Annotated in this window: 18 protein-coding genes and 1 tRNA gene; 8 read left to right on the top strand and 11 right to left on the bottom strand. The window is 58.1% G+C overall.

Going from position 1 to position 18,964, the window contains the following annotated elements; translation table 11 throughout:
- From GHO42_RS23145 to recX, 3 genes are all read left to right on the top strand, one after another.
- On the top strand, positions 1 to 169 hold a 169-nt coding region (locus tag GHO42_RS23145; protein ID WP_178114945.1), incomplete at its 5' end, for a CinA family protein.
- 83 nt (positions 170 to 252) lie between these two features.
- Positions 253 to 1,359 (top strand): recombinase RecA, encoded by a 1,107-nt coding sequence (gene recA, locus GHO42_RS23140; protein WP_153328719.1) that lies wholly within the window; start codon positions 253 to 255, stop codon positions 1,357 to 1,359.
- Between the two features lie 8 nt (positions 1,360 to 1,367).
- A complete protein-coding gene (recX, locus tag GHO42_RS23135; protein ID WP_095003018.1) occupies positions 1,368 to 1,835 on the top strand; it encodes a recombination regulator RecX in 468 nt (155 codons plus the stop codon).
- A 167-nt stretch (positions 1,836 to 2,002) separates the two neighbouring features.
- Here recX and GHO42_RS23130 read toward each other — a convergent pair whose 3' ends face one another.
- Complete coding sequence (locus GHO42_RS23130; RefSeq protein WP_095024426.1) at positions 2,003 to 3,118, bottom strand: TIGR00730 family Rossman fold protein; 1,116 nt, start codon at positions 3,116 to 3,118, stop codon at positions 2,003 to 2,005.
- A gap of 207 nt (positions 3,119 to 3,325) precedes the next feature.
- The gene (locus GHO42_RS23125; RefSeq protein ID WP_095003020.1) at positions 3,326 to 3,736 is read right to left on the bottom strand and encodes a PA3611 family quorum-sensing-regulated virulence factor; all 411 of its coding nucleotides are present in this window, start codon (positions 3,734 to 3,736) and stop codon (positions 3,326 to 3,328) included.
- A 207-nt stretch (positions 3,737 to 3,943) separates the two neighbouring features.
- Between GHO42_RS23125 and GHO42_RS23120 the strand changes: the two genes are divergently transcribed.
- The 3 genes from GHO42_RS23120 to GHO42_RS23110 all read left to right on the top strand — a co-directional run bounded on the left by GHO42_RS23120 (position 3,944) and on the right by GHO42_RS23110 (position 6,091).
- Complete coding sequence (locus GHO42_RS23120) at positions 3,944 to 4,699, top strand: tRNA-uridine aminocarboxypropyltransferase (protein ID WP_095003021.1); 756 nt, start codon at positions 3,944 to 3,946, stop codon at positions 4,697 to 4,699.
- A 303-nt stretch (positions 4,700 to 5,002) separates the two neighbouring features.
- Positions 5,003 to 5,653: a response regulator transcription factor ErdR gene (gene erdR, locus GHO42_RS23115; RefSeq protein ID WP_153328721.1), complete on the top strand. Its 651-nt coding sequence runs from the start codon at positions 5,003 to 5,005 to the stop codon at positions 5,651 to 5,653.
- A 75-nt stretch (positions 5,654 to 5,728) separates the two neighbouring features.
- Positions 5,729 to 6,091 carry a diacylglycerol kinase gene (locus GHO42_RS23110; RefSeq protein WP_016779774.1) on the top strand — a complete coding sequence of 121 codons (363 nt, stop codon included), beginning with the start codon at positions 5,729 to 5,731 and terminating at the stop codon, positions 6,089 to 6,091.
- On the opposite strand, the gene GHO42_RS23105 is transcribed toward GHO42_RS23110, so the two are convergent.
- The gene (locus GHO42_RS23105; RefSeq protein ID WP_095003023.1) at positions 6,088 to 7,014 is read right to left on the bottom strand and encodes a LysR family transcriptional regulator; all 927 of its coding nucleotides are present in this window, start codon (positions 7,012 to 7,014) and stop codon (positions 6,088 to 6,090) included. The genes GHO42_RS23110 and GHO42_RS23105 overlap by 4 nt on opposite strands.
- Positions 7,015 to 7,131: 117 nt before the next feature.
- Between GHO42_RS23105 and fpr the strand changes: the two genes are divergently transcribed.
- On the top strand, positions 7,132 to 7,911 hold the full coding sequence (gene fpr, locus GHO42_RS23100; protein WP_019827846.1) for a ferredoxin-NADP reductase: 780 nt from the start codon (positions 7,132 to 7,134) through the stop codon (positions 7,909 to 7,911).
- A 121-nt stretch (positions 7,912 to 8,032) separates the two neighbouring features.
- Here the strand turns inward: fpr and tsaA are convergent, their stop codons facing one another.
- The 5 genes from tsaA to rimO all read right to left on the bottom strand — a co-directional run bounded on the left by tsaA (position 8,033) and on the right by rimO (position 12,096).
- A complete protein-coding gene (gene tsaA, locus GHO42_RS23095; protein WP_095019814.1) occupies positions 8,033 to 8,728 on the bottom strand; it encodes a tRNA (N6-threonylcarbamoyladenosine(37)-N6)-methyltransferase TrmO in 696 nt (231 codons plus the stop codon).
- A gap of 134 nt (positions 8,729 to 8,862) precedes the next feature.
- Positions 8,863 to 9,324 carry a DUF1456 family protein gene (locus GHO42_RS23090; protein WP_153328723.1) on the bottom strand — a complete coding sequence of 154 codons (462 nt, stop codon included), beginning with the start codon at positions 9,322 to 9,324 and terminating at the stop codon, positions 8,863 to 8,865.
- Between the two features lie 80 nt (positions 9,325 to 9,404).
- The gene (locus GHO42_RS23085; protein WP_095003026.1) at positions 9,405 to 10,115 is read right to left on the bottom strand and encodes an rRNA pseudouridine synthase; all 711 of its coding nucleotides are present in this window, start codon (positions 10,113 to 10,115) and stop codon (positions 9,405 to 9,407) included.
- Between the two features lie 71 nt (positions 10,116 to 10,186).
- Complete coding sequence (locus GHO42_RS23080; RefSeq protein WP_095019816.1) at positions 10,187 to 10,651, bottom strand: GNAT family N-acetyltransferase; 465 nt, start codon at positions 10,649 to 10,651, stop codon at positions 10,187 to 10,189.
- Between the two features lie 104 nt (positions 10,652 to 10,755).
- Positions 10,756 to 12,096 (bottom strand): 30S ribosomal protein S12 methylthiotransferase RimO, encoded by a 1,341-nt coding sequence (gene rimO / locus GHO42_RS23075; protein ID WP_086795996.1) that lies wholly within the window; start codon positions 12,094 to 12,096, stop codon positions 10,756 to 10,758.
- Positions 12,097 to 12,400: 304 nt separating this feature from the next.
- Here rimO and GHO42_RS23070 point away from each other — a divergent pair, with 304 nt between their 5' ends.
- Complete coding sequence (locus GHO42_RS23070) at positions 12,401 to 14,302, top strand: potassium transporter Kup (protein ID WP_153328725.1); 1,902 nt, start codon at positions 12,401 to 12,403, stop codon at positions 14,300 to 14,302.
- A 170-nt stretch (positions 14,303 to 14,472) separates the two neighbouring features.
- Here GHO42_RS23070 and GHO42_RS23065 read toward each other — a convergent pair whose 3' ends face one another.
- The 3 genes from GHO42_RS23065 to GHO42_RS23055 all read right to left on the bottom strand — a co-directional run bounded on the left by GHO42_RS23065 (position 14,473) and on the right by GHO42_RS23055 (position 18,731).
- Positions 14,473 to 15,753: a virulence factor family protein gene (locus tag GHO42_RS23065; RefSeq protein WP_095020422.1), complete on the bottom strand. Its 1,281-nt coding sequence runs from the start codon at positions 15,751 to 15,753 to the stop codon at positions 14,473 to 14,475.
- Positions 15,753 to 18,395 (bottom strand): bifunctional lysylphosphatidylglycerol flippase/synthetase MprF, encoded by a 2,643-nt coding sequence (mprF, locus tag GHO42_RS23060; RefSeq protein ID WP_095019818.1) that lies wholly within the window; start codon positions 18,393 to 18,395, stop codon positions 15,753 to 15,755. Before mprF ends, GHO42_RS23065 begins: the two co-directional genes overlap by 1 nt.
- Before the next feature lie 259 nt (positions 18,396 to 18,654).
- Positions 18,655 to 18,731, bottom strand: a tRNA-Met gene (locus GHO42_RS23055).
- Positions 18,732 to 18,964: the final 233 nt, after the last annotated feature.

The following is an 18,964-nucleotide window of genomic DNA, read 5'->3' as shown; positions in this document are numbered from 1 at the left end:
CGAGAAGCCGGTCGGCACCGTGTGGCTGGCGTGGGGCGCCGGCGACGAGGTATCCAGCGAGCGCAGGCACTTTGCAGGCAACCGCGATGAGGTGCGCCGGCAAACCGTGATTGCCGCTCTGGAAGGTTTAATACGCCGAACGGTACGAGAAATAAAAAATCAGGGGTAGGCGATCCTCTAACCCTGTGGAATAATACTGGCTACTTATACAGTTATCGGCCGTCGGGCCTTATTGATTACGAGAGGACTTTAATGGACGACAACAAGAAGAAAGCCTTGGCTGCGGCCCTGGGTCAGATCGAACGTCAATTCGGCAAGGGTGCCGTGATGCTGATGGGCGACCAGGAGCGTCAGGCAGTCCCGGCGATCTCCACCGGCTCGCTGGGTCTGGACATCGCACTGGGCATTGGCGGTCTGCCAAAAGGCCGTATTGTTGAAATCTACGGCCCTGAGTCGTCGGGTAAAACCACACTGACTCTGTCCGTGATTGCCCAGGCGCAAAAGGCCGGTGCTACCTGCGCCTTCGTCGATGCCGAGCACGCCCTTGATCCTGAGTACGCTGCCAAACTGGGCGTAAACGTTGATGACCTGCTGGTTTCACAGCCTGACACCGGCGAACAGGCACTGGAAATCACCGATATGCTGGTGCGTTCCAATGCGGTTGACGTGATCATCATCGACTCCGTTGCTGCACTGACGCCAAAAGCTGAAATCGAAGGCGACATGGGCGATACCCACGTTGGCCTGCAAGCCCGTCTGATGTCGCAAGCGCTGCGTAAAATCACCGGTAACATCAAGAACGCCAACTGCCTGGTTATCTTCATTAACCAGATCCGCATGAAAATCGGCGTGATGTTCGGCAGCCCTGAAACCACCACCGGTGGTAACGCACTGAAGTTCTACGCTTCGGTACGTCTGGATATCCGCCGCACCGGCGCCGTAAAAGAAGGCGATGTGGTGGTGGGTAGCGAAACCCGCGTGAAAGTGGTCAAGAACAAGGTGGCACCACCGTTCCGTCAGGCTGAATTCCAGATCCTGTACGGCAAGGGTATCTACCTGAACGGTGAAATGATTGATCTGGGCGTACTGCATGGCTTTGTTGAAAAAGCTGGCGCCTGGTACAGCTACAACGGCAGCAAAATCGGTCAGGGCAAGGCCAACTCCGCCAAGTTCCTGGACGATTACCCGGACATCAAGGATGCGCTGGAGAAGCAGCTGCGTGAGAAGTTGCTCGGGCCAAAAACCGATGCCGAACTGGCAGAACTGAAAGTCATGCCAAAAATGAGCAAGGCTGCCAAAGAAGCTGCAGCGCTGGCTGAAGCCGAAGAAATGGAAAACGCCACCGACGGCGATAACTGATCACTGCCATGATTGCCGTCCTGGATACCCCCGTCGCGGTGCGACGGACTGCAATGGATCTGCTCGCGCGACGCGAGCACGGTCGAGTCGAGCTGACGCGCAAGTTGCGTCAGCGCGGCGCTTGCCCCGACATGATCGACGCTGCCCTTGACCGTTTGACGGAAGAGGGGCTGTTGTCCGAGTCTCGTTACCTTGAAAGCTATATCAACTACCGTGCCGGTTCCGGTTATGGCCCTTTGCGAATTCGTGAAGAGCTTGGCCAGCGTGGGCTGGTGCGTGGAGATATAGAGGAGGCGTTGCGAGAATGCGGTTTCGACTGGCAAGAGCGACTGGAAGAGACCTGGCGCCGCAAGTTTTCCGGTCAGTTGCCCGCTGATGCAAAAGAGCGTGCCCGCCAGGGGCGCTTTTTGAGTTACCGCGGTTACCCGCTTGAAATGATCGGCCGCCTGTTAAGCGGCCGAGAGTTTGATGACTGAAGCTGTTGGCGCTCGTACCCTTTAAGGTTCGGATTCAGTGGGCGCCACAAAACCTGTGGGAGCAGGCTTGCCTGCGAAGGCGGCAATGCGGTTTGCCTGCCAGATCGTGCCGCCTGCATCGCGAGCAAGCCCGCTCCCACAGTACCAGCCCACTTACCAATTCCGGCTTAATCAGCCAGCGACTCGTGCATCTGCGCCGTAGGCGCATTATCAGTTGCAGCCCAGTTTTGCGGCAGGTTGATAAAGTCGACCAGTTCGCGCAGCCGTCCCTGATTGCGCCCGCTAAACGCAAAGCCCAGGCAGGTCAGGTGGTTGAGTTTTGGGTCGTCATGTTCAAAGTGGCAGTATTGCTCTTGATGGAAGCCATCACTCAGGCAGATATCGGCAAACGCCTGCTGTATCTCCTTGAGTGCCTGCACACTGACCGGCCGCTTCATGCGGATCACAAAAGTTTTGTTCAACCAGCGGCTTGAATGGAAGTTGCTGTAGAACTGGTTGATTTCAGCAAGGGCCTCTTCGGCGCTATGCACCAGGCGCATCAACTTCAAATCGTTGGGCAGGATGTACTGGTTGGCTTCCAGCTGGTTGTGAATAAAGTCCAGCGCCCCCTGCCAGAACTTGCCCCCCGGCACATCCAGTAAAACTACCGGCACCAACGGGGTTTTACCCGTTTGCATCAGGGTCACTACTTCCAGCACTTCATCCAGCGTGCCAAAACCGCCCGGGCACATCACCAGAGCATCTGCTTCCTTGGTGAAAAACAGTTTGCGGGTAAAGAAAAAGTGAAACGCCAGAACATTGGGCGTGCCATTGATGGTGGGGTTGGCCCGTTGCTCGAACGGCAGGGTGATATTGAACCCCAAACTGTGAGCCAGGCCTGCACCTTCATGGGCGGCAGCCATGATGCCAGCGCCGCCGCCGGTAATGACCATCATGTCGGACTTGGCCAGCACGCTGCCCATTTCCCGTGCCAGGGCATAGAGCGGGTGTTCTACCGGGGTTCTGGCCGAGCCGAAGACCGTGACTTTGCGACGGCCCTTGAACTGCTCCAGGGTGCGAAAGGTTTTTTCCAGTTCGCGAATGGCTTGCAGGGTGATCTTGGCATTCCAGCGATCAAGGTCGTCATGGGCCATTCGCAATACGGTCAGCAGCATCTCGCGGTAAAGCGCCCGGTTAGGGCTGTCGGGTGCAACCCGCTGCAGTTGCTCGTCCACTTCTTGTGCAAGCTCAAGACCCTGCTCCTGGAAATACAGCGTCAGGGAGTCATTGGATTGATCAGGCATGTATTTCTCCTTCTACGCAACATCCTTGAAAACGCCGCAACCTGAGCAGGCGCTGAGACACTGAGTGTCACAATGATGCTTCGATGATGGTCCTGAGATGTCTTGACTGGCAATAGCTAATTGCCTGACATACATGAAGTTTAGCGGAAGGAGGCAGGGCTGCAGAGCGGGGTCATACGCCGTACGGGGTACGGCGTGGCGGGGGATTTACTTTTTGCGCTGACAGTTTTCAGCGCGGAAATCCTGGATCAGGACCGGGCTGTTGGTTTTGTACTCCCTGAAGCTGTAGCGCAGCGTGGCGCCTTGAGCCATCAGGGTACGGAAACCTGCATTGCTGCACACGCTGCGACCCAGTTGCGGCACGGTCTCTTCTGGGTTGGAGCGCATCTGGGCGGCCAGTGTCGGGCTGGCTTCCAGGTTGTTGATCAGCACAGTGCCGTCTACCGTAAAGCCTTTATCCAGCAGGTCTGCATTGATTGCTCGCGGTTTGCCTTCATTACTTTTCTCTGCAACCTTGAGCAAGGTTTTGTTCAGCTCAAAATCCTTGAGAGAGGCTGCGTGTGCGGCCAGAGGCAGTGCAAGCATTAGAGCGACGGTCGGAATGATATGGCGCAGCATGAATCTCTCCTGATTTCAGTGACGCAGACTTGGACAGGCCATATATCTGTGCGTTCAGTGGCGCGGGAGTATAGGTCAGCATAGCCATGCAGGAAATGCCAAAGGTCATGGAATCGCGCCTCTGGTAAACTTGGCTCCTTTCTATTGTGAATCCGTTTATGCGCCAATTCTGGCGAATGGACGCTTGGCGCCTTTAAAGTAAAAATCATGACCCTGACGACCTTTTCCCCGAATGCTGTAGCCCGTTTACGAGACGAGCGTGAAGAGGAGAGCACCAAGCCCTACCTGGCCCGCGGCTCGCGGGCTCCGCGTTGCCATACCTGCCGTGTGATCGAAAGCCACTGCCTGTGCAGCTGGCGACCCCGGGTCGAGACACGTTCGGGGGTGTGTCTGGTCATGACTAAAAAGGAAGTGTTCAAGCCCAGCAATACCGGCTGGTTGATCGCGGATGTGGTCAAAGACAACTTTGCCTTTATCTGGTCACGCACCGAAACCGACGAAGCCTTGCTGGCGTTGCTGGCCGATCCACAATGGCAACCGTATCTGGTGTTTCCCGGCGAGTACGTCGCGCCTGAGCGGGTAACGCACACGGTGGATCTGGACAGCAGCAAGCGCCCGTTGTTTATTCTGCTGGATGCCACCTGGACCGAAGCACGCAAGATTTTCCGCAAAAGCCCGTACTTCGACACCTTGCCGATTTTGAGCCTGCTGCCTGAGCGGCTTTCGCGTTACCGCTTGCGCCGCTCTACCCGCAGCGAGCATCTGTGTACCGCGGAAGTTGCCAGCCTGTGTCTTGAACTTGCCGGTGACTCCCAGGCCTCAAGTGCGCTGGATGCCTACTTCGATGTCTTCAGTCAGCATTATCTGGATGCCAAGAACCAGTTGCCGATCAATGAGTCCAGCGCAGCGCACCAGGAACTGGGCGTTTTTGTAAAAGACCTTCCCCAGAATCGGGCTCAATAGACTAAAGAAGTAGCGCTACAATTTTCCAACAGATGTAAGCGCGCAGCATGGCGGGTTTTTCGATGATGGCGCTCTAAGGGGTTCTACGTGGACCCGGGTGTCAGGTTTTCAGCTTGACCACCCTTGTTTCGCTGGGCATGCTTGGCGCCGATTCGGCTATCGCAGCTGTCAAAACACTTATATTTGCCGACGTTTCGCGTAAATCGCGCCCTTTGACGCACAGTCTTTGAGCTTTTGCTCGAGTTGCCTTAGCGAGTGCTGGAATTGATCAGTGCTCGCCTGAAAAACGGGATCATTTAAACAATGGCCACATACGAAATCCTGATTGCCGACGACCATCCACTGTTTCGCAGTGCCCTGCACCAGGCCGTGAGCCTGGGTCTGGGCTCTGATGTTCGCCTGGTAGAGGTCGCCAGTATTGCCGAGCTTGAAGCACAGCTGGCGGTAAAGGCAGATTGGGATCTGGTACTGCTCGATTTGAACATGCCGGGTGCTTACGGTTTCTCCGGCCTGGTGTTGTTGCGTGGCCAATACCCGCAAATTCCGGTGGTGATGGTGTCGGCCCAGGAAGAAGCCTCGATCATGGTGCGTTCCCGCGAGTTCGGAGCCAGCGGATTTATTCCGAAATCCAGTTCGCTGGAAGACATCCAGAAGGCCGTACGTGCCGTACTGGATGGTGATGTGTCATGGCCGCCTCAGGCGTTTGAGGATGTTCAGGTCTCGGCCGAGGCCAAAACGGCCAGCGAAGGGCTGGCCAGCCTGACGCCCCAGCAGTTCCGCGTGCTGACCATGGTCTGCGAAGGTTTGCTGAACAAGCAGATCGCTTATGAGCTAAGCGTTTCCGAGGCAACCATCAAGGCCCATGTTACGGCGATTTTCCGCAAGCTGGGGGTTCGCACTCGCACCCAGGCCGCGCTACTCTTGCAGCAACTTGAATCAATTTCGAGTCATTAATCTGCGAATCTTCACGCTTTTTTGACGAAGCGTGAACTAGCGTTCCCCTCTCATATTTTGTGCAGTTGCCTATCTATGTCGCCTTTCAAGGGTAAAACCGGTTTTAAACGGATTTTGAATGCTGGCGGTTACTCGCTGGACGGTTTGCGCGCAGCCTTTACGGGCGAGGCGGCTTTTCGGCAGTTGGTGCTGCTCAACGTGATCCTGATCCCGCTGAGCTTCTTGCTAAATGTGAGCCGCGTAGAGCGCGCATTGCTGATCGCTGTGTGCCTGCTGGCATTGATTGTCGAGTTGTTGAACTCGGCCATTGAAGCGGTGGTTGACCGAATCTCCCTCGACCTGCACCCCTTGTCGAAAAACGCCAAGGACATGGGCAGCGCTGCCCAGTTTGTGGTGCTGACCATGATTGCCGTGGTGTGGGCAGTGATCCTGCTTTAAGCAATGGTTGGCAATACGATCTCGTCGCTGCGCTGAACCCCGGCGGTGAAGGCGCGGCACAGCTCCAGAAATTCGCGCATGGCGGATGTCTGATACTTCTTTTTGTGCCAGATAAAGAAGAACTGCCGGGCCAGATCCAGTTCAGGCGTTTCCACTGCCACCAGGCTGCCGCGCCTGAAAGCGTCACGCAACGCCAGGCGTGAGATGCAGCCAATGCCCAGCCCCGACTCAACGGCGCGCTTGATCGCTTCGGTGTGTTCCAGTTCCAGGCGAATATTGAGCGACGTTTGATGATGGCGCATGGCCTGGTCGAACGTCAGGCGAGTTCCCGAGCCTTGTTCGCGCAAAATCCAGGCTTCACGGGTCAGCTCGTCAAGTGTGGCGCGGCCACGAGCCGCCAGTGGATGCTGCGGGGCGCAAAACACCACCAGTTCATCCTCGACCCAGCTCTGCACTTCAATATCCGGGTGGGCGCAATCGCCTTCGATCAGACCCAGATCAATTTCGTAGTGGGCGACTTGTTGCACGATATGAGCCGTGTTCTGAACCACCAGCTTGACCTGACTTTCCGGGTGCGCCTGCATAAAGCTGCCGATCAGCAGGGTGGCCAGGTAGTTGCCGATGGTCAGTGTCGCGCCGACGGTCAATGAGCCAAAACCGGACTTGCCATTAAGCAGGTCTTCGATCTCCTTGGCCTGATCCAGTAATGCGACAGCCTGTGGCAGCAATTGCCGGCCCAGTGCGTTGAGACTCAAGCGCTTGCCGGCACGATCGAACAGCTGGCAGCTGGTCTGGCGCTCCAGTTCGGTGATCGAGGTACTGGCAGCAGATTGTGAAAGGGCCAACAAGCCGGCAGCGCGAGACACGCTCTCTTGTTGGGCGACGGCGACGAAAACCTGGAGTTGTCTGAGAGTAAATCGCATATCGATATAACCGATAACCCTTATCTTGATAATTCAGTTAACAGATATTGTCGCCGCCATTAGAATGCTGTGCAATCGCGCCCATAGTCAGCGCAGGCGAATTTAGGAGCCCCGTACATGAGCAACATGAACCACGAACGTGTCCTCAGTGTTCATCACTGGAACGACACCCTGTTCAGCTTCAAGTGTACCCGTGACCCGGGCTTGCGCTTCGAGAACGGTCAGTTCGTGATGATCGGCCTGCAACAGCCCAATGGCCGTCCGCTTATGCGTGCCTACTCGATTGCCAGCCCGAACTGGGAAGAGCATCTGGAGTTCTTCAGCATCAAGGTGCCTGATGGCCCGCTGACCTCCCAGTTGCAGCACTTGAAGGAGGGCGACGAGATCATCATCAGCAAAAAACCTACGGGTACGCTGGTGCTGGACGACTTGAAGCCGGGCAAGCATCTGTACCTGCTCAGCACCGGCACCGGTCTGGCGCCCTTTATGAGCGTTATCCAGGATCCGGAAACCTACGAGCGTTTCGAAAAAGTGATCCTGTGCCACGGTGTGCGTTACGTCAATGAAGTCGCTTACCGCGAATTCATTACCGAGCACCTGCCGCAGAACGAATTCTTCGGCGAAGCACTGCGTGAAAAGCTGATCTACTACCCGACCGTGACCCGCGAGCCATTCGAGAATGAAGGCCGCCTGACCGACCTGATGCGCAGCGGCAAGCTGTTCAGCGATATCGGTCTGCCGCCGATCAACCCGCAGGACGACCGTGCCATGTTGTGCGGCAGCCCGAGCATGCTCGACGAGACCAGCGAAGTGCTTAACAGCTTCGGCCTGAAAGTTTCGCCACGCATGCGTGAGCCGGGTGATTACCTGATCGAGCGTGCTTTCGTCGAGAAGTAACAAACGCAGATCGATACAAATGTGGGAGCGGGCTTGCCCGCGATTGTGGAGTGTCAGCCACCGCATGGGTGACTGACAGGCCGTAATCGCGAGCAAGCCCGCTCCCACATTGCGTTTCAGGTCACGGCTTGGGAATCACCTCAAGCACACGGATCAAACCAGGCTCGGGGTAATGCCAGCGTACATCCAGATCCCAGAACTGCGCGCCGTATTCTCGTTCGGCTGTGGGCGTCTGGTAAGCAGGGCGTGGATCTTGCGCCAGGCATTGCTCGATCAGCTCCACCAGCGGCTCCTGAAGGCGCAGGGCTTCCCTGTGGGCCTGTTGCAGGGCGCTGTCGGCCCATTGCACGGGGATCAATACCGGTGCGGCGCTGGCCATGCCATTGCTGGCATCGCTGATGATATCGGCGTAGGGCACATAGGGTTTGATATCCAGAATCGGCGTGCCGTCGAGCAGGTCGATGCCGGAAATCCACAGGCGATTGGCTTCTACCTTGTCCAGCTTGACCACTGACTGGCCGATACCGTTCGGGCGATGGGTGGCGCGGGTGGCAAACACGCCCATCGACTTGTTGCCGCCCAGGCGTGGCGGGCGCACCTTGAGGCGAGGCTTGTCTTCAAGTGCCTGATGAAACACAAACAGCAACCAGACATGGCTGACCTGCTCCAGGCCCTGCACCGCATCGCCCTGGTCAAAGGGTGCGACCAGTTCCAGCACGCCACGGGCGGCCGGTGCCAGTTGTGGCTGGCGCGGGATGGCGAACTTCTCCTTGAAGCAGGAGCGCACAAAGCCGATGGGGGAGACGGTGTAGGGCATGGGAGATATCGGGCTGGTGGGTCAGAACAGGCTCTTGTGGGAGCGGGCTTGCTCGCGATTCAGACGGCTCGGTCAATCTGAATCACTGCGGTGCTGCTATCGCGAGCAAGCCCGCTCCCACAGGAGGTGTGTTTTCAGTCGCGAACGCGCAGGGTCAGGCCCTTGAGGAAGTTGCGTAGCAACTGGTCGCCACAGGTGCGGTAGTTGGTGTGGCCGAACTTGCGGAACAGGGCGCTCAGCTCGGGCTTGGACACCGGGAAGCCCGCAGCCTTGAGGATGCCGTGCATGTCGTCTTCCTTCAGTTCGAAGGCCACACGCAGTTTTTTCAGAATAATGTTGTTGGTCACCGGCAGCTCGACCGGCATTGGCGCACGGCTTTCGTCCTTGCCGCGCTTGAAGATCACCAGGCCATCCAGGAAGTGCGCCATCACGTCGTCAGGGCAACGTACAAAACCTTCTTCTTCGTCTTTTTTCAGGTAGGTCAGTACATCTTCCTTGGTAACTTCCAGGCCACCAAGCTTGATGATTTCGACAACCTTGTTGTCGCTGATGTCGAGCATGTAGCGCACGCTGCGCAGTACGTCGTTATGAATCATTTGGGTAATCCTGATATTCAGCAGTGAGCACCGCAGGCATTGCTGCGGTGTCGAAATGTTCGGGGTAGGGCTGTAAGTCGTTAGAACTTTTCTTTGGCGCTCATATAGCGCCATTGGCCTACGGGCAATTTGCCCATCGACACGCCGCCGATACGAATCCGGCGCATGGAAATCACGGTCAGGCCTACCGCCTGGCAGAACAGGGCAATCACACCTGGTTGCGGATTTTTCATCGCAAAACGCAGGCGGTTTTCACTCTGCCAGCTGGCCTTGACCGCAGGCAGCTCGCGACCCTTGTAGGTCATGCCGTGGTTGAGACGGTTCAGACCGTGGGGGGCCATTTCGCCAGAGACCTCGACCACGTATTCCTGCTCGATCTTGCTGGCATCGGCCGTCAGCTTGCGCACGATCTTCCAGTCCTGGGTAAACACCAGCAGGCCGCTGGCGTTGGCTTGCAGCTCATTGCCAACGCTCAGGCGCAGGAAGTGGCCCTTGAGCGGGCGCTTGCCGAAGCGGTGTTCTTCGCTCAGGGTGTCCGGGCCGATCAACGCCATGGCGCTGTCGGTATCCAGGCCCGCCGGGGCGTTGAGCAAAATGGTCACAGGCTCGGGCGCGGTGGCCTTGGCTTCAGGGTCCAGCTCGACTTTCTGGTTGTCGACCTTGAACTGTGGCTCGTCGATGACTTCGCCATCTACCGTGACCCAGCCACCTTCAATGAACAGTTCGGCCTCACGGCGGGAGCAGCCGACGAGTTCGATGAGGCGTTTGGAGAGACGTATCGGTTCAGACATGACAGGGGCCGTAAAGGAATTGGGCGGCTATTGTACCCGCCTGGCGCCGGTTAAGCCCGGCAACATTTGCCTTATGCACGTGCTGGGCGTTTATACCGCAGGTGCAGCAGGGGATAGGGCTGGCCCATGCCGTCTTTTTCGCAGCGCCCGATCACCTCAAACCCCTGTTTGAGGTAAAAGCCGATGGCTTGCGAGTTTTGCTCATTGACGTCGAGGCGTTCGGCATTCAGTTCATTGATGGCGAACATTAACAGGCACTTGCCGATGCCTTGCCCCCGGTAATCCGGGTGAACAAACAGCATTTCAACCTTGCCGGCCGCGACTCCGGCAAAACCGGTAATGCGTTTGCTGACCGGGTCCTTGCAGCAGATCAGCATGACGGCGTCCAGATATTGGTCTTTGACCAGGCCGCGCAGAAGTTGAATATAGCTGTCAGGTAAAAAATCATGGGTGGCACGAACAGATGCTTCCCATACGTCGGTTAGTTCGGCGAAGTCCGTAAGACGTGGGGTATGAATGACCCATTGTTGTTGCATCGAGCGTGTCTCCTGACACAGGTGTGGAAGGCAATGGGTTTACGATAGCCGTAAAAAAAGCCCTGGCGCGAGAGCGGCAGGGCTTTTTGCGAGGCAGTCGCGAATTAGATCACTTCAGCCCACAGGTCATATTCGTCGGCGTCGGTGACGCGGCACATGATCTTGTCACCCGGCTTGATATCTTTTTCGGTCGCAATAAATACGTTGCCGTCGATTTCCGGAGCATCGAAGAAGCAGCGGCCTACAGCGCCTTGCTCGTCGACTTCATCGATCAGGACTTCGATTTCCTTGCCGATCTTCATCTGCAGGCGTGCTGCGCTGATGGCCTGTTGATGGGCCATAAAGCGATCCCAGCGATCCTGTTTGACGTCATCCGGCACGATGGCCGCGTCCAGCAGGTTGGCAGGTGCGCCTTCTACCGGCGAGTACTGGAAGCAACCCACGCGATCCAGTTGAGCTTCGGTCAGCCAGTCGAGCAGGTACTGGAAGTCTTCTTCGGTTTCACCCGGGAAGCCGACGATAAAGGTCGAACGGATGATCAGTTCCGGGCAGATTTCACGCCAGTTCTTGATCCGGGCCAGGGTCTTGTCTTCAAACGCCGGGCGTTTCATGGCCTTGAGCACTTTCGGGCTGGCGTGCTGGAACGGGATGTCCAGATACGGCAGGATTTTGCCGGCGGCCATCAGCGGGATCAGTTCGTCAACGTGCGGGTACGGGTAAACGTAGTGCAGACGCACCCATACGCCCAGCGAGCTCAAGGCTTCGCACAGCTCGGTCATGCGCGTCTTGACCGGAGCACCGTTCCAGAAGCCGGTGCGGTATTTGACGTCAACGCCGTAGGCGCTGGTGTCCTGGGAAATCACCAGCAGCTCTTTGACGCCGGCCTTGACCAGGCGCTGGGCTTCGTCGAGCACGTCACCCACCGGGCGGCTGACCAGCTTGCCGCGCATCGATGGGATGATGCAGAAGCTGCAGCTGTGGTTGCAGCCTTCGGAAATCTTCAAGTAGGCGTAGTGACGTGGCGTCAGCTTGATGCCCTGTGGCGGCACCAGGTCGATCAGCGGGTTGTGATCCTGGCGCGGCGGCACCACCTGGTGCACGGCGTTGACTACCTGCTCGTACTGCTGCGGGCCGGTCACGGCCAGTACGCTTGGGTGCACGTCGCGGATATTGCCTTCTTCGACACCCATGCAGCCGGTCACGATGACCTTGCCGTTTTCCTTGATGGCTTCGCCGATCACTTCCAGGGATTCGGCCTTGGCGCTGTCGATAAAGCCGCAGGTGTTGACCACCACGACGTCGGCGTCCTGATAGGTTGAGACGACGTCATAGCCTTCCATGCGCAGTTGCGTAAGGATGCGCTCGGAGTCGACCAGTGCTTTCGGGCAACCCAGGGAAACAAAGCCAACCTTTGGGTTGGCTGGCTTGGTGGTAACGGTGGACATGGCGAACCTCGGTATGTAGTGACGTTACATGCCCGTAAAGGCTGCACGACGAACGGGCGCTTATTGCGCCTCTGATCAAAAAAAGTGCGCAATTTTAGCTATGGTCAACGCACTTGACCAGCGTTATACGGGGATTTGCGACGAGTGCTGCGCTATGCTGCGCGCCGTTGCGAAAGCAGGGTTTTTAACTAACGTGATTTTGTAGGCAGGAGCCGTAGCTAACACTCGGGAAATCAGCGCATGCTGCTGATCAAATGTAGCGCAAGCCATTAAGAAACGCGGTCAATGGTCGTAGGAGTGGTTGATGGGGCAGGCAAGCAGTCAGGCGGCAGAAGACGGTCACTCGAAGGCCAAGCCTATCGGGATGCTGGTTGCAGCGGTCGGAGTGGTGTACGGCGATATTGGTACCAGCCCGTTGTACACCCTCAAAGAGGTGTTTTCCGGCGGCTATGGTGTGCAGGTCAACCATGACGGTGTCTTCGGTATTTTGGCGCTGATCCTTTGGTCGCTGATCTGGGTGGTCTCGATCAAGTACGTGCTGTTTATCCTGCGCGCCGACAACGAAGGGGAGGGTGGCATCATGGCCCTGACCGCACTGGCCAGGCGTGCGGCGTCGCCTTATCCGAAGTTGCGTTCGGTGCTGGTGATCCTGGGGTTGATCGGTGCGGCACTGTTTTACGGCGATAGCATGATTACCCCGGCGATCTCGGTGCTATCCGCCGTAGAAGGGCTTGAGCTGGCATTCGACGGCCTGGAGCATTGGGTCGTGCCGCTGGCCTTGATTGTGCTGGTGCTGCTGTTTTTGATTCAGCGCCATGGCACGGCCAGTATCGGCAAGCTGTTCGGGCCAGTCATGGTGGTGTGGTTTGTGGTGCTGGGCGGCCTGGGGATCCACGGTATCGTTCAGCACCCTGAAGTGCTCAATGCGCTGAACCCGCTATGGGGCGTGCGGTTCTTTGTTTCTCACCCTGGCATGGGCGTTGCCATTCTGGGTGCCGTGGTGCTGGCGCTGACCGGCGCCGAGGCACTGTATGCCGATATGGGCCACTTTGGTCGCAAGCCGATTGCCCGGGCCTGGTTCATCCTGGTGTTGCCCGCGCTGGTGCTCAACTACTTTGGCCAGGGCGCCTTGCTGCTGGAAAATCCTGAGGCGGCGCGCAACCCGTTCTATCTGCTGGCGCCGGCCTGGGCGTTGATTCCTTTGGTCGGGCTGGCCACGCTGGCGACGGTGATTGCCTCCCAGGCCGTGATTTCCGGAGCCTTCTCCCTGACCCATCAGGCAATTCAGCTGGGTTATATCCCGCGCATGCATATCCAGCACACCTCAAGCGCCGAACAGGGCCAGATCTACATTGGCGCGGTGAACTGGTCGCTGATGGTCGGGGTGATTTTGCTGGTGCTGGGCTTTGAGTCTTCGGGTGCCCTGGCTTCGGCTTATGGGGTGGCGGTCACAGGGACCATGCTGATTACCAGTATTCTGGTGTCGGCAGTGATGTTGATGTTGTGGAAGTGGCCACCTGTTCTGGCCGTGCCTGTGTTGATCGGCTTTTTGCTGGTGGACGGTCTGTTCTTTATTGCCAACGTGCCGAAAATCTTCCAGGGCGGGGCATTTCCGGTGCTGGCGGGCATAGTGCTGTTTGTCCTGATGACCACCTGGCGCCGCGGCAAACAGCTGTTGGTGGACCGTCTTGACGAAAGCGCGCTGCCACTGCCGCTGTTTATCAGCAGCATCCGGGTACAGCCGCCGCATCGGGTGAAGGGGACGGCGGTGTTTCTGACCGCGCGCCCGGATGCCGTGCCTCATGCGCTGTTGCACAACTTGCTGCACAACCAGGTGCTGCACGAGCAGGTGGTATTGCTGACGGTGGTCAACGAAGACTCGCCGCGAGTGCCCGCTTCGCGACGGTTCGAGGTGGACGCCTATGGTGACGGGTTCTTCCGGGTGATCCTGCACTTTGGCTTTATGGATGAACCGGATGTGCCTGAGGCGCTGAAGCTGTGCCATCTTGATGAGCTGGATTTCAGCCCGATGCGCACCACTTACTTCCTTAGCCGTGAGACAGTGATTACCTCCAAACTGGTGGGTATGGCGCGTTGGCGTGAAGCCTTGTTCGCCTTTATGCTCAAGAATGCCAACAGCAACCTGCGCTTCTTCAAGCTGCCGGTTAACCGGGTGATTGAGCTGGGGACGCAGGTCGAGATGTAAACCCGTCCAGGCGCAATAAAAAAGCCCCGGCTCGCGAGAGTCGGGGCTTTTTTGGTTAAGCCGGGGCCTGTAACTGTGGGAGCGGGCTTGCTCGCGATGCAGGCGGCTCGGTGTATCTGGTAGATCGAGTCGTTGCTATCGCGGGCAAGCCCGCTCCCACAAAGGCTGACTTATTGGGCCGTCGCCTGATGTTTCTTGATCAGGTCCACCAGGCGCTGGGCGAGGGCCGGGTAATTCTCGTCGAAGTGATGGCCGCCGGGCAACTTGAGGCTTTCGCCGACCGCGGTCTTGGCAGTGCAGCCGCTTTCATCGACTTCTTCTGCGCCATAGATGCACACCACTTTACTGGCTGGCAGCTTGGACATTTCTTCGCCGGTATCCGCTTCTGCGCCAGCCTTGCCCAGCCAGCCATCGACATGGATCTCAAAACTGCCGCTGCGGGCAAAGGCCAGCAGCATGATCGAGTCGACACGCTTTTGCTCCGCTTCAGGCAGGCGGTTGTAGGTGGCCGGCAAAACATCTGCACCAAACGAATAGCCCACCAGTACAAAGCGCTGGGTGCCCCATTTTTGCCGGTAGTGCTGCATCAGCTCGGTGAGGTCGGTGGCGCTTTGCTCGGGGGTCTTGTGCTGCCAGTAGTAGCGCAGCATGTCGATGCCCACCACCGGGTAGCCGATCTTGGCCATCTCGCCCGCCACGTCACGGTCCAGATCCCGCCAGCCTCCATCACCGGAGAGGAACAGGGTCACGGTGCTGTTTTGCTGGCCGGCAGGTACTTCGACCACCGGCATGCTCAGCCCGCCGTTTTCATCGCCCACCAGGATTTTGCGCAGCTCGTTGCTCAGGACTTGTGGGTAGTGAATGTCGTAGTCGCTGATGCTGGTCTGCGCATTCGGTTGATCGCGTACAAAAGCCGCGCTCGGGTCATCAGGGTTGTCGTTCCAGGCCACCAGCCAGTTACCGTGGGTGGCAGTTTTCGGAACGGGCAGTGTGCAGCCGGGTTCTTCCAGCTTGAAACCCACCGATACGGCTTGCGCCTTGTCGTTGGTTTGCGCGGCCAGCCAGCGCCAGGCCAGAGTGGCCCCAGGGCCTATGCCGCTGACCAGGGTTGCAGGCCCCTTGAGCTGCTGTAGCGCGGTTTGCAGTGCTTGCTGTTGCAGGGTGCAGTCGTCCTTGGGCAGGATCACTTGCACCAGTTGCGCCTTGCCTGCGCGGCTCAGGGCCATGAGTTGCTTGTCGTTCAGGGCTTCTTCGGCCGGAGTGGCAATCACCACCCGGGCCTGGGCTCTCTGTCCGGGAGTGACCCTGGTCAGGGTCGAGCCATCGGTCTGGCCCAGGTGTTCAATCGTCGGTTCCGGAGCCGGGCGATTCCACCACCAATAGCCGCCTGCTGCCAGGGCGACCAGAACTATCAAGGCAAGCAACAAAAACCGCCAGGAACGATGTTTCATTAACGTTTCACCAATCCAGTCAAGCCGCCTGCAATCAGGGCGGCGGTATCAGCCAGTGCCACCAGCGGATCAAGTCCGGCGGGTACGGCCATATAACGAGGTTCCCAGTCGGGCTGGAATTTGTCTTTAAAGCGACGCAAACCCTGGAAGTTGTACAGGTGCTCGCCGCGCTGGAACAGCATCGAACCCAAACGTTGGGTCAAGGGTGCGCCGCGACGCGGTTGCAGGCCGGACAGAGGTACCATTCCCAGGCTGAAACGGGCGTATCCATGCTTTTTATAATGCTGAATCAGGCCGACCATCATGAATTCCATGGTCAGTTTCGGCGCGTCCGGGTGGGCACGCATCAGGTCGAGGCTCGACAGCTCATGGCTGTGGGTCTCAAGCAGGTTGGCAAAGGCCACCGGCTTGCCTTCAAAGCGAATGATCGCGATGCGAAAGTGCTTGATGTAGTCCTCGCTGAAGCGCCCGAGTGAGAAGCCTTTTTCCCGCACATTCTTGCCGGTGAGCCAGGCGTCGGAAATGACCTTGAGCTCATCCATTGGTGCCTCACCCGGTTCGTGGATTTCCAGTGATAGGCCGTCACGGGTGCCACGGTTCCAGGTGTAGCGCAGGTCCTTCATCTCTTTGCCCTTGGCTTCGAGATCAAAGCGGTGCAAGTCGACCCGGGCTTCTTCACCGAGCTTGATCGCGGTCAGGCCGATGTCCATATAGAACGGCAGGTTCTCGGCGCGTACCTGATAGAACACGGGGCGGGCATGGACGGTGTCGCACAGGTCGCGAAACTGCCAGATCAACTCGGCACGTTGCTGGGGCGGTCCGATCGGGTCGTACAGCGCCACCAGGCTGCGCCCGCGGCGAGCGTACATCAGGAAGGCGTTGTCGTCGGGGTGGAACAGCAAGGCCTTGTCGCCGGTCAGCGCGAGGCCGCCGTCGGGCTGGTCGGAGGCAAGGATGATCTTGCCGGCCTTTTCCAGTTCGGTGGCATCGGGCAGGTGGATCACCGGGCGGGCGGTGCGCAGCAACCAGGTCAGGGATACGACCACCAGCAGTACCGCGGCACCCAGCAGCGAGCGCAGGCCCCGTGGTGCGTCCGAGTCAAGGGTGAACTGCCACCACAGTTGATGGCTATAAGGAACGTCCTGATAGGCGAACAACAGCAACCAGATCGAGGCACCCAGTACGCAGACACTGGCCACCAGATATAGCGGTGAAAAGGGCAGTTCGGTCAGGCGGCTCGGGCGGTAGAAAGAGCGGCGGAACAGGCCCAGCAGGCTGGCGGTGAGAACCAGGATAGTGGCTTCCTCCCAGTCGAAGCCTTTCAGCAGGGACAGCACGGCGCCGACCAGCAACAGGATAGTGGTCAGCATCCAGGCGGCGGACAGGCGGCGGCGCAAGCCCTGGGCCAAAAGCAGGCAGAGCACGCCGATCAGGCTGGCGCCAAAGTGCGAAGCGTCGACCAGGCGATGGGGGATCAGAAAACCGATGTGTTCGAGGCGCGTGTCGATTTCCGGTGTAGCACCGGAGAACAGCAAAACCACGCCGGACATGAATACCAGCACGGCCAGTACCGGAGCGGCCAGGCCTGACGCAACCCGCAGGCTTTGGCGGGTGTGAATCAGGCGCTGAGCTTCGGTCATCAGCAGCATCAGGCAGGCAATCAGCAGCGGCAGAATCACATAGATCATGCGATACAGCAGCAGGGCTGCCGCCAATGGTGCGGCGCCGAGCTTGTCGGCGAAGGCTGCCAGCAAGATTGCCTCAAACACCCCGACACCGCCGGGGACGTGGCTGAGCACGCCGGCCGCCAGGGCCAGCAGGTAAACGAGCATAAATGCGCCGAAGGGCGGTGCTTCAGGCAACAGCAGATAGAGCACCGTGGCGGCGGCCGCGACGTCCAGAGCGGTAATGACCAGTTGCAGCAAGGTCAGGCGCGCACTTGGCAGGCGCAATGTGCGGCGGCCGGCCTTGACCAGCAGGTTGTCCGGGATCGGCTGCTCGGGCAGGCGTCGGCGGTAGATTCCTATTGCCAGCAAGGCAAACAGGGCCAGCACCGCAAAAGCGATAGCACCCAATATCCAGGCCGGGATATGCAGGGCGGCGGAGGCTGCGGGCAAATTGCTCAATGTGGCCAGTGCCGCCAGCGGTGGCAGGGCGCAGCCCAGCGATAGGCTAGCAAACAGAGTCATATGGGCGACTTCTGACGCCCCCGCGCCATACCGGGCATAAAGGCGATACCGCACAGAGCCGCCGGACAGCAGCGACAGGCCGATGGCATTGCCAATGGCAAAGGCGGTAAAGCCGCCCAGTGCCAGGGTTTTGGGTGGCAGTTTTACCCCCGCATAGCGGCTGGCTGACCACTCATAACCGAGCAGGATGATAAAACCCGCGGCAGTCGCAGCCACGGCACCGAAGAGGGCGGGCTTGGGAACTTCGAGGATCGAGTCATGCAGGGCGTACAGGTCAAGTTCGCTTAACAGATGGCGACACGCAATCAGTGCTATTGCAAATAACAGCAGCGTGAGCGCGAGCCCAATGGGCTGGCGATACTTGCTCAGCAAATCCAGCCAGCGCAAACGGGTCGCGGCTATGGGGTGGGCTGCTGTAACGGCTTCTTTGGGTTCTGGCGAGTTATCGGGCATCAATCACCTCGTGGATCGTGCGCGATAGGATGGAGGCATAGGCTCAAGTTACCAATCCTTTTGGTCAAAATATTTCTAAATGTGTTCAGCCGTTTGCCTGAGGTTCAGGATTGGTCTGAGAAAAAAGGGTAATTGTTGGCGGACAGCATAGATGAACGGACTTTCAGAAATATGACGTTTAATGTCAATAAACGCTTGCCCCTGACTTTTCGAGCGCGCACAAAAAAGGCCACTCTTTCGAGTAGCCTTTTTTGATGTTTGGTTGCGGGAGCCGGATTTGAACCGACGACCTTCGGGTTATGAGCCCGACGAGCTACCAGACTGCTCCATCCCGCGTCTGTGTGGTGGATTCTACAGCGAATCGTTAAGGTGTCAACCCTTAAATCACGTAACCGCTTGAAATACCCGGTTTTAATCCATTCTCTGCATTTGGCAGGAGGAGGGTAAAAACACCCGGGCACAAAAAAGGCCACTCTTTCGAGCAGCCTTTTAATGTTTGGTTGCGGGAGCCGGATTTGAACCGACGACCTTCGGGTTATGAGCCCGACGAGCTACCAGACTGCTCCATC

It is taken from the genome of Pseudomonas sp. FSL R10-0056, assembly GCF_009600105.1.
GTDB classification, from domain to species: Bacteria; Pseudomonadota; Gammaproteobacteria; order Pseudomonadales; family Pseudomonadaceae; genus Aquipseudomonas; species Aquipseudomonas bubulae.
Note: the sequence above shows the minus strand (reverse complement) of the source record. Positions and strands in the feature narration are given on the sequence as shown.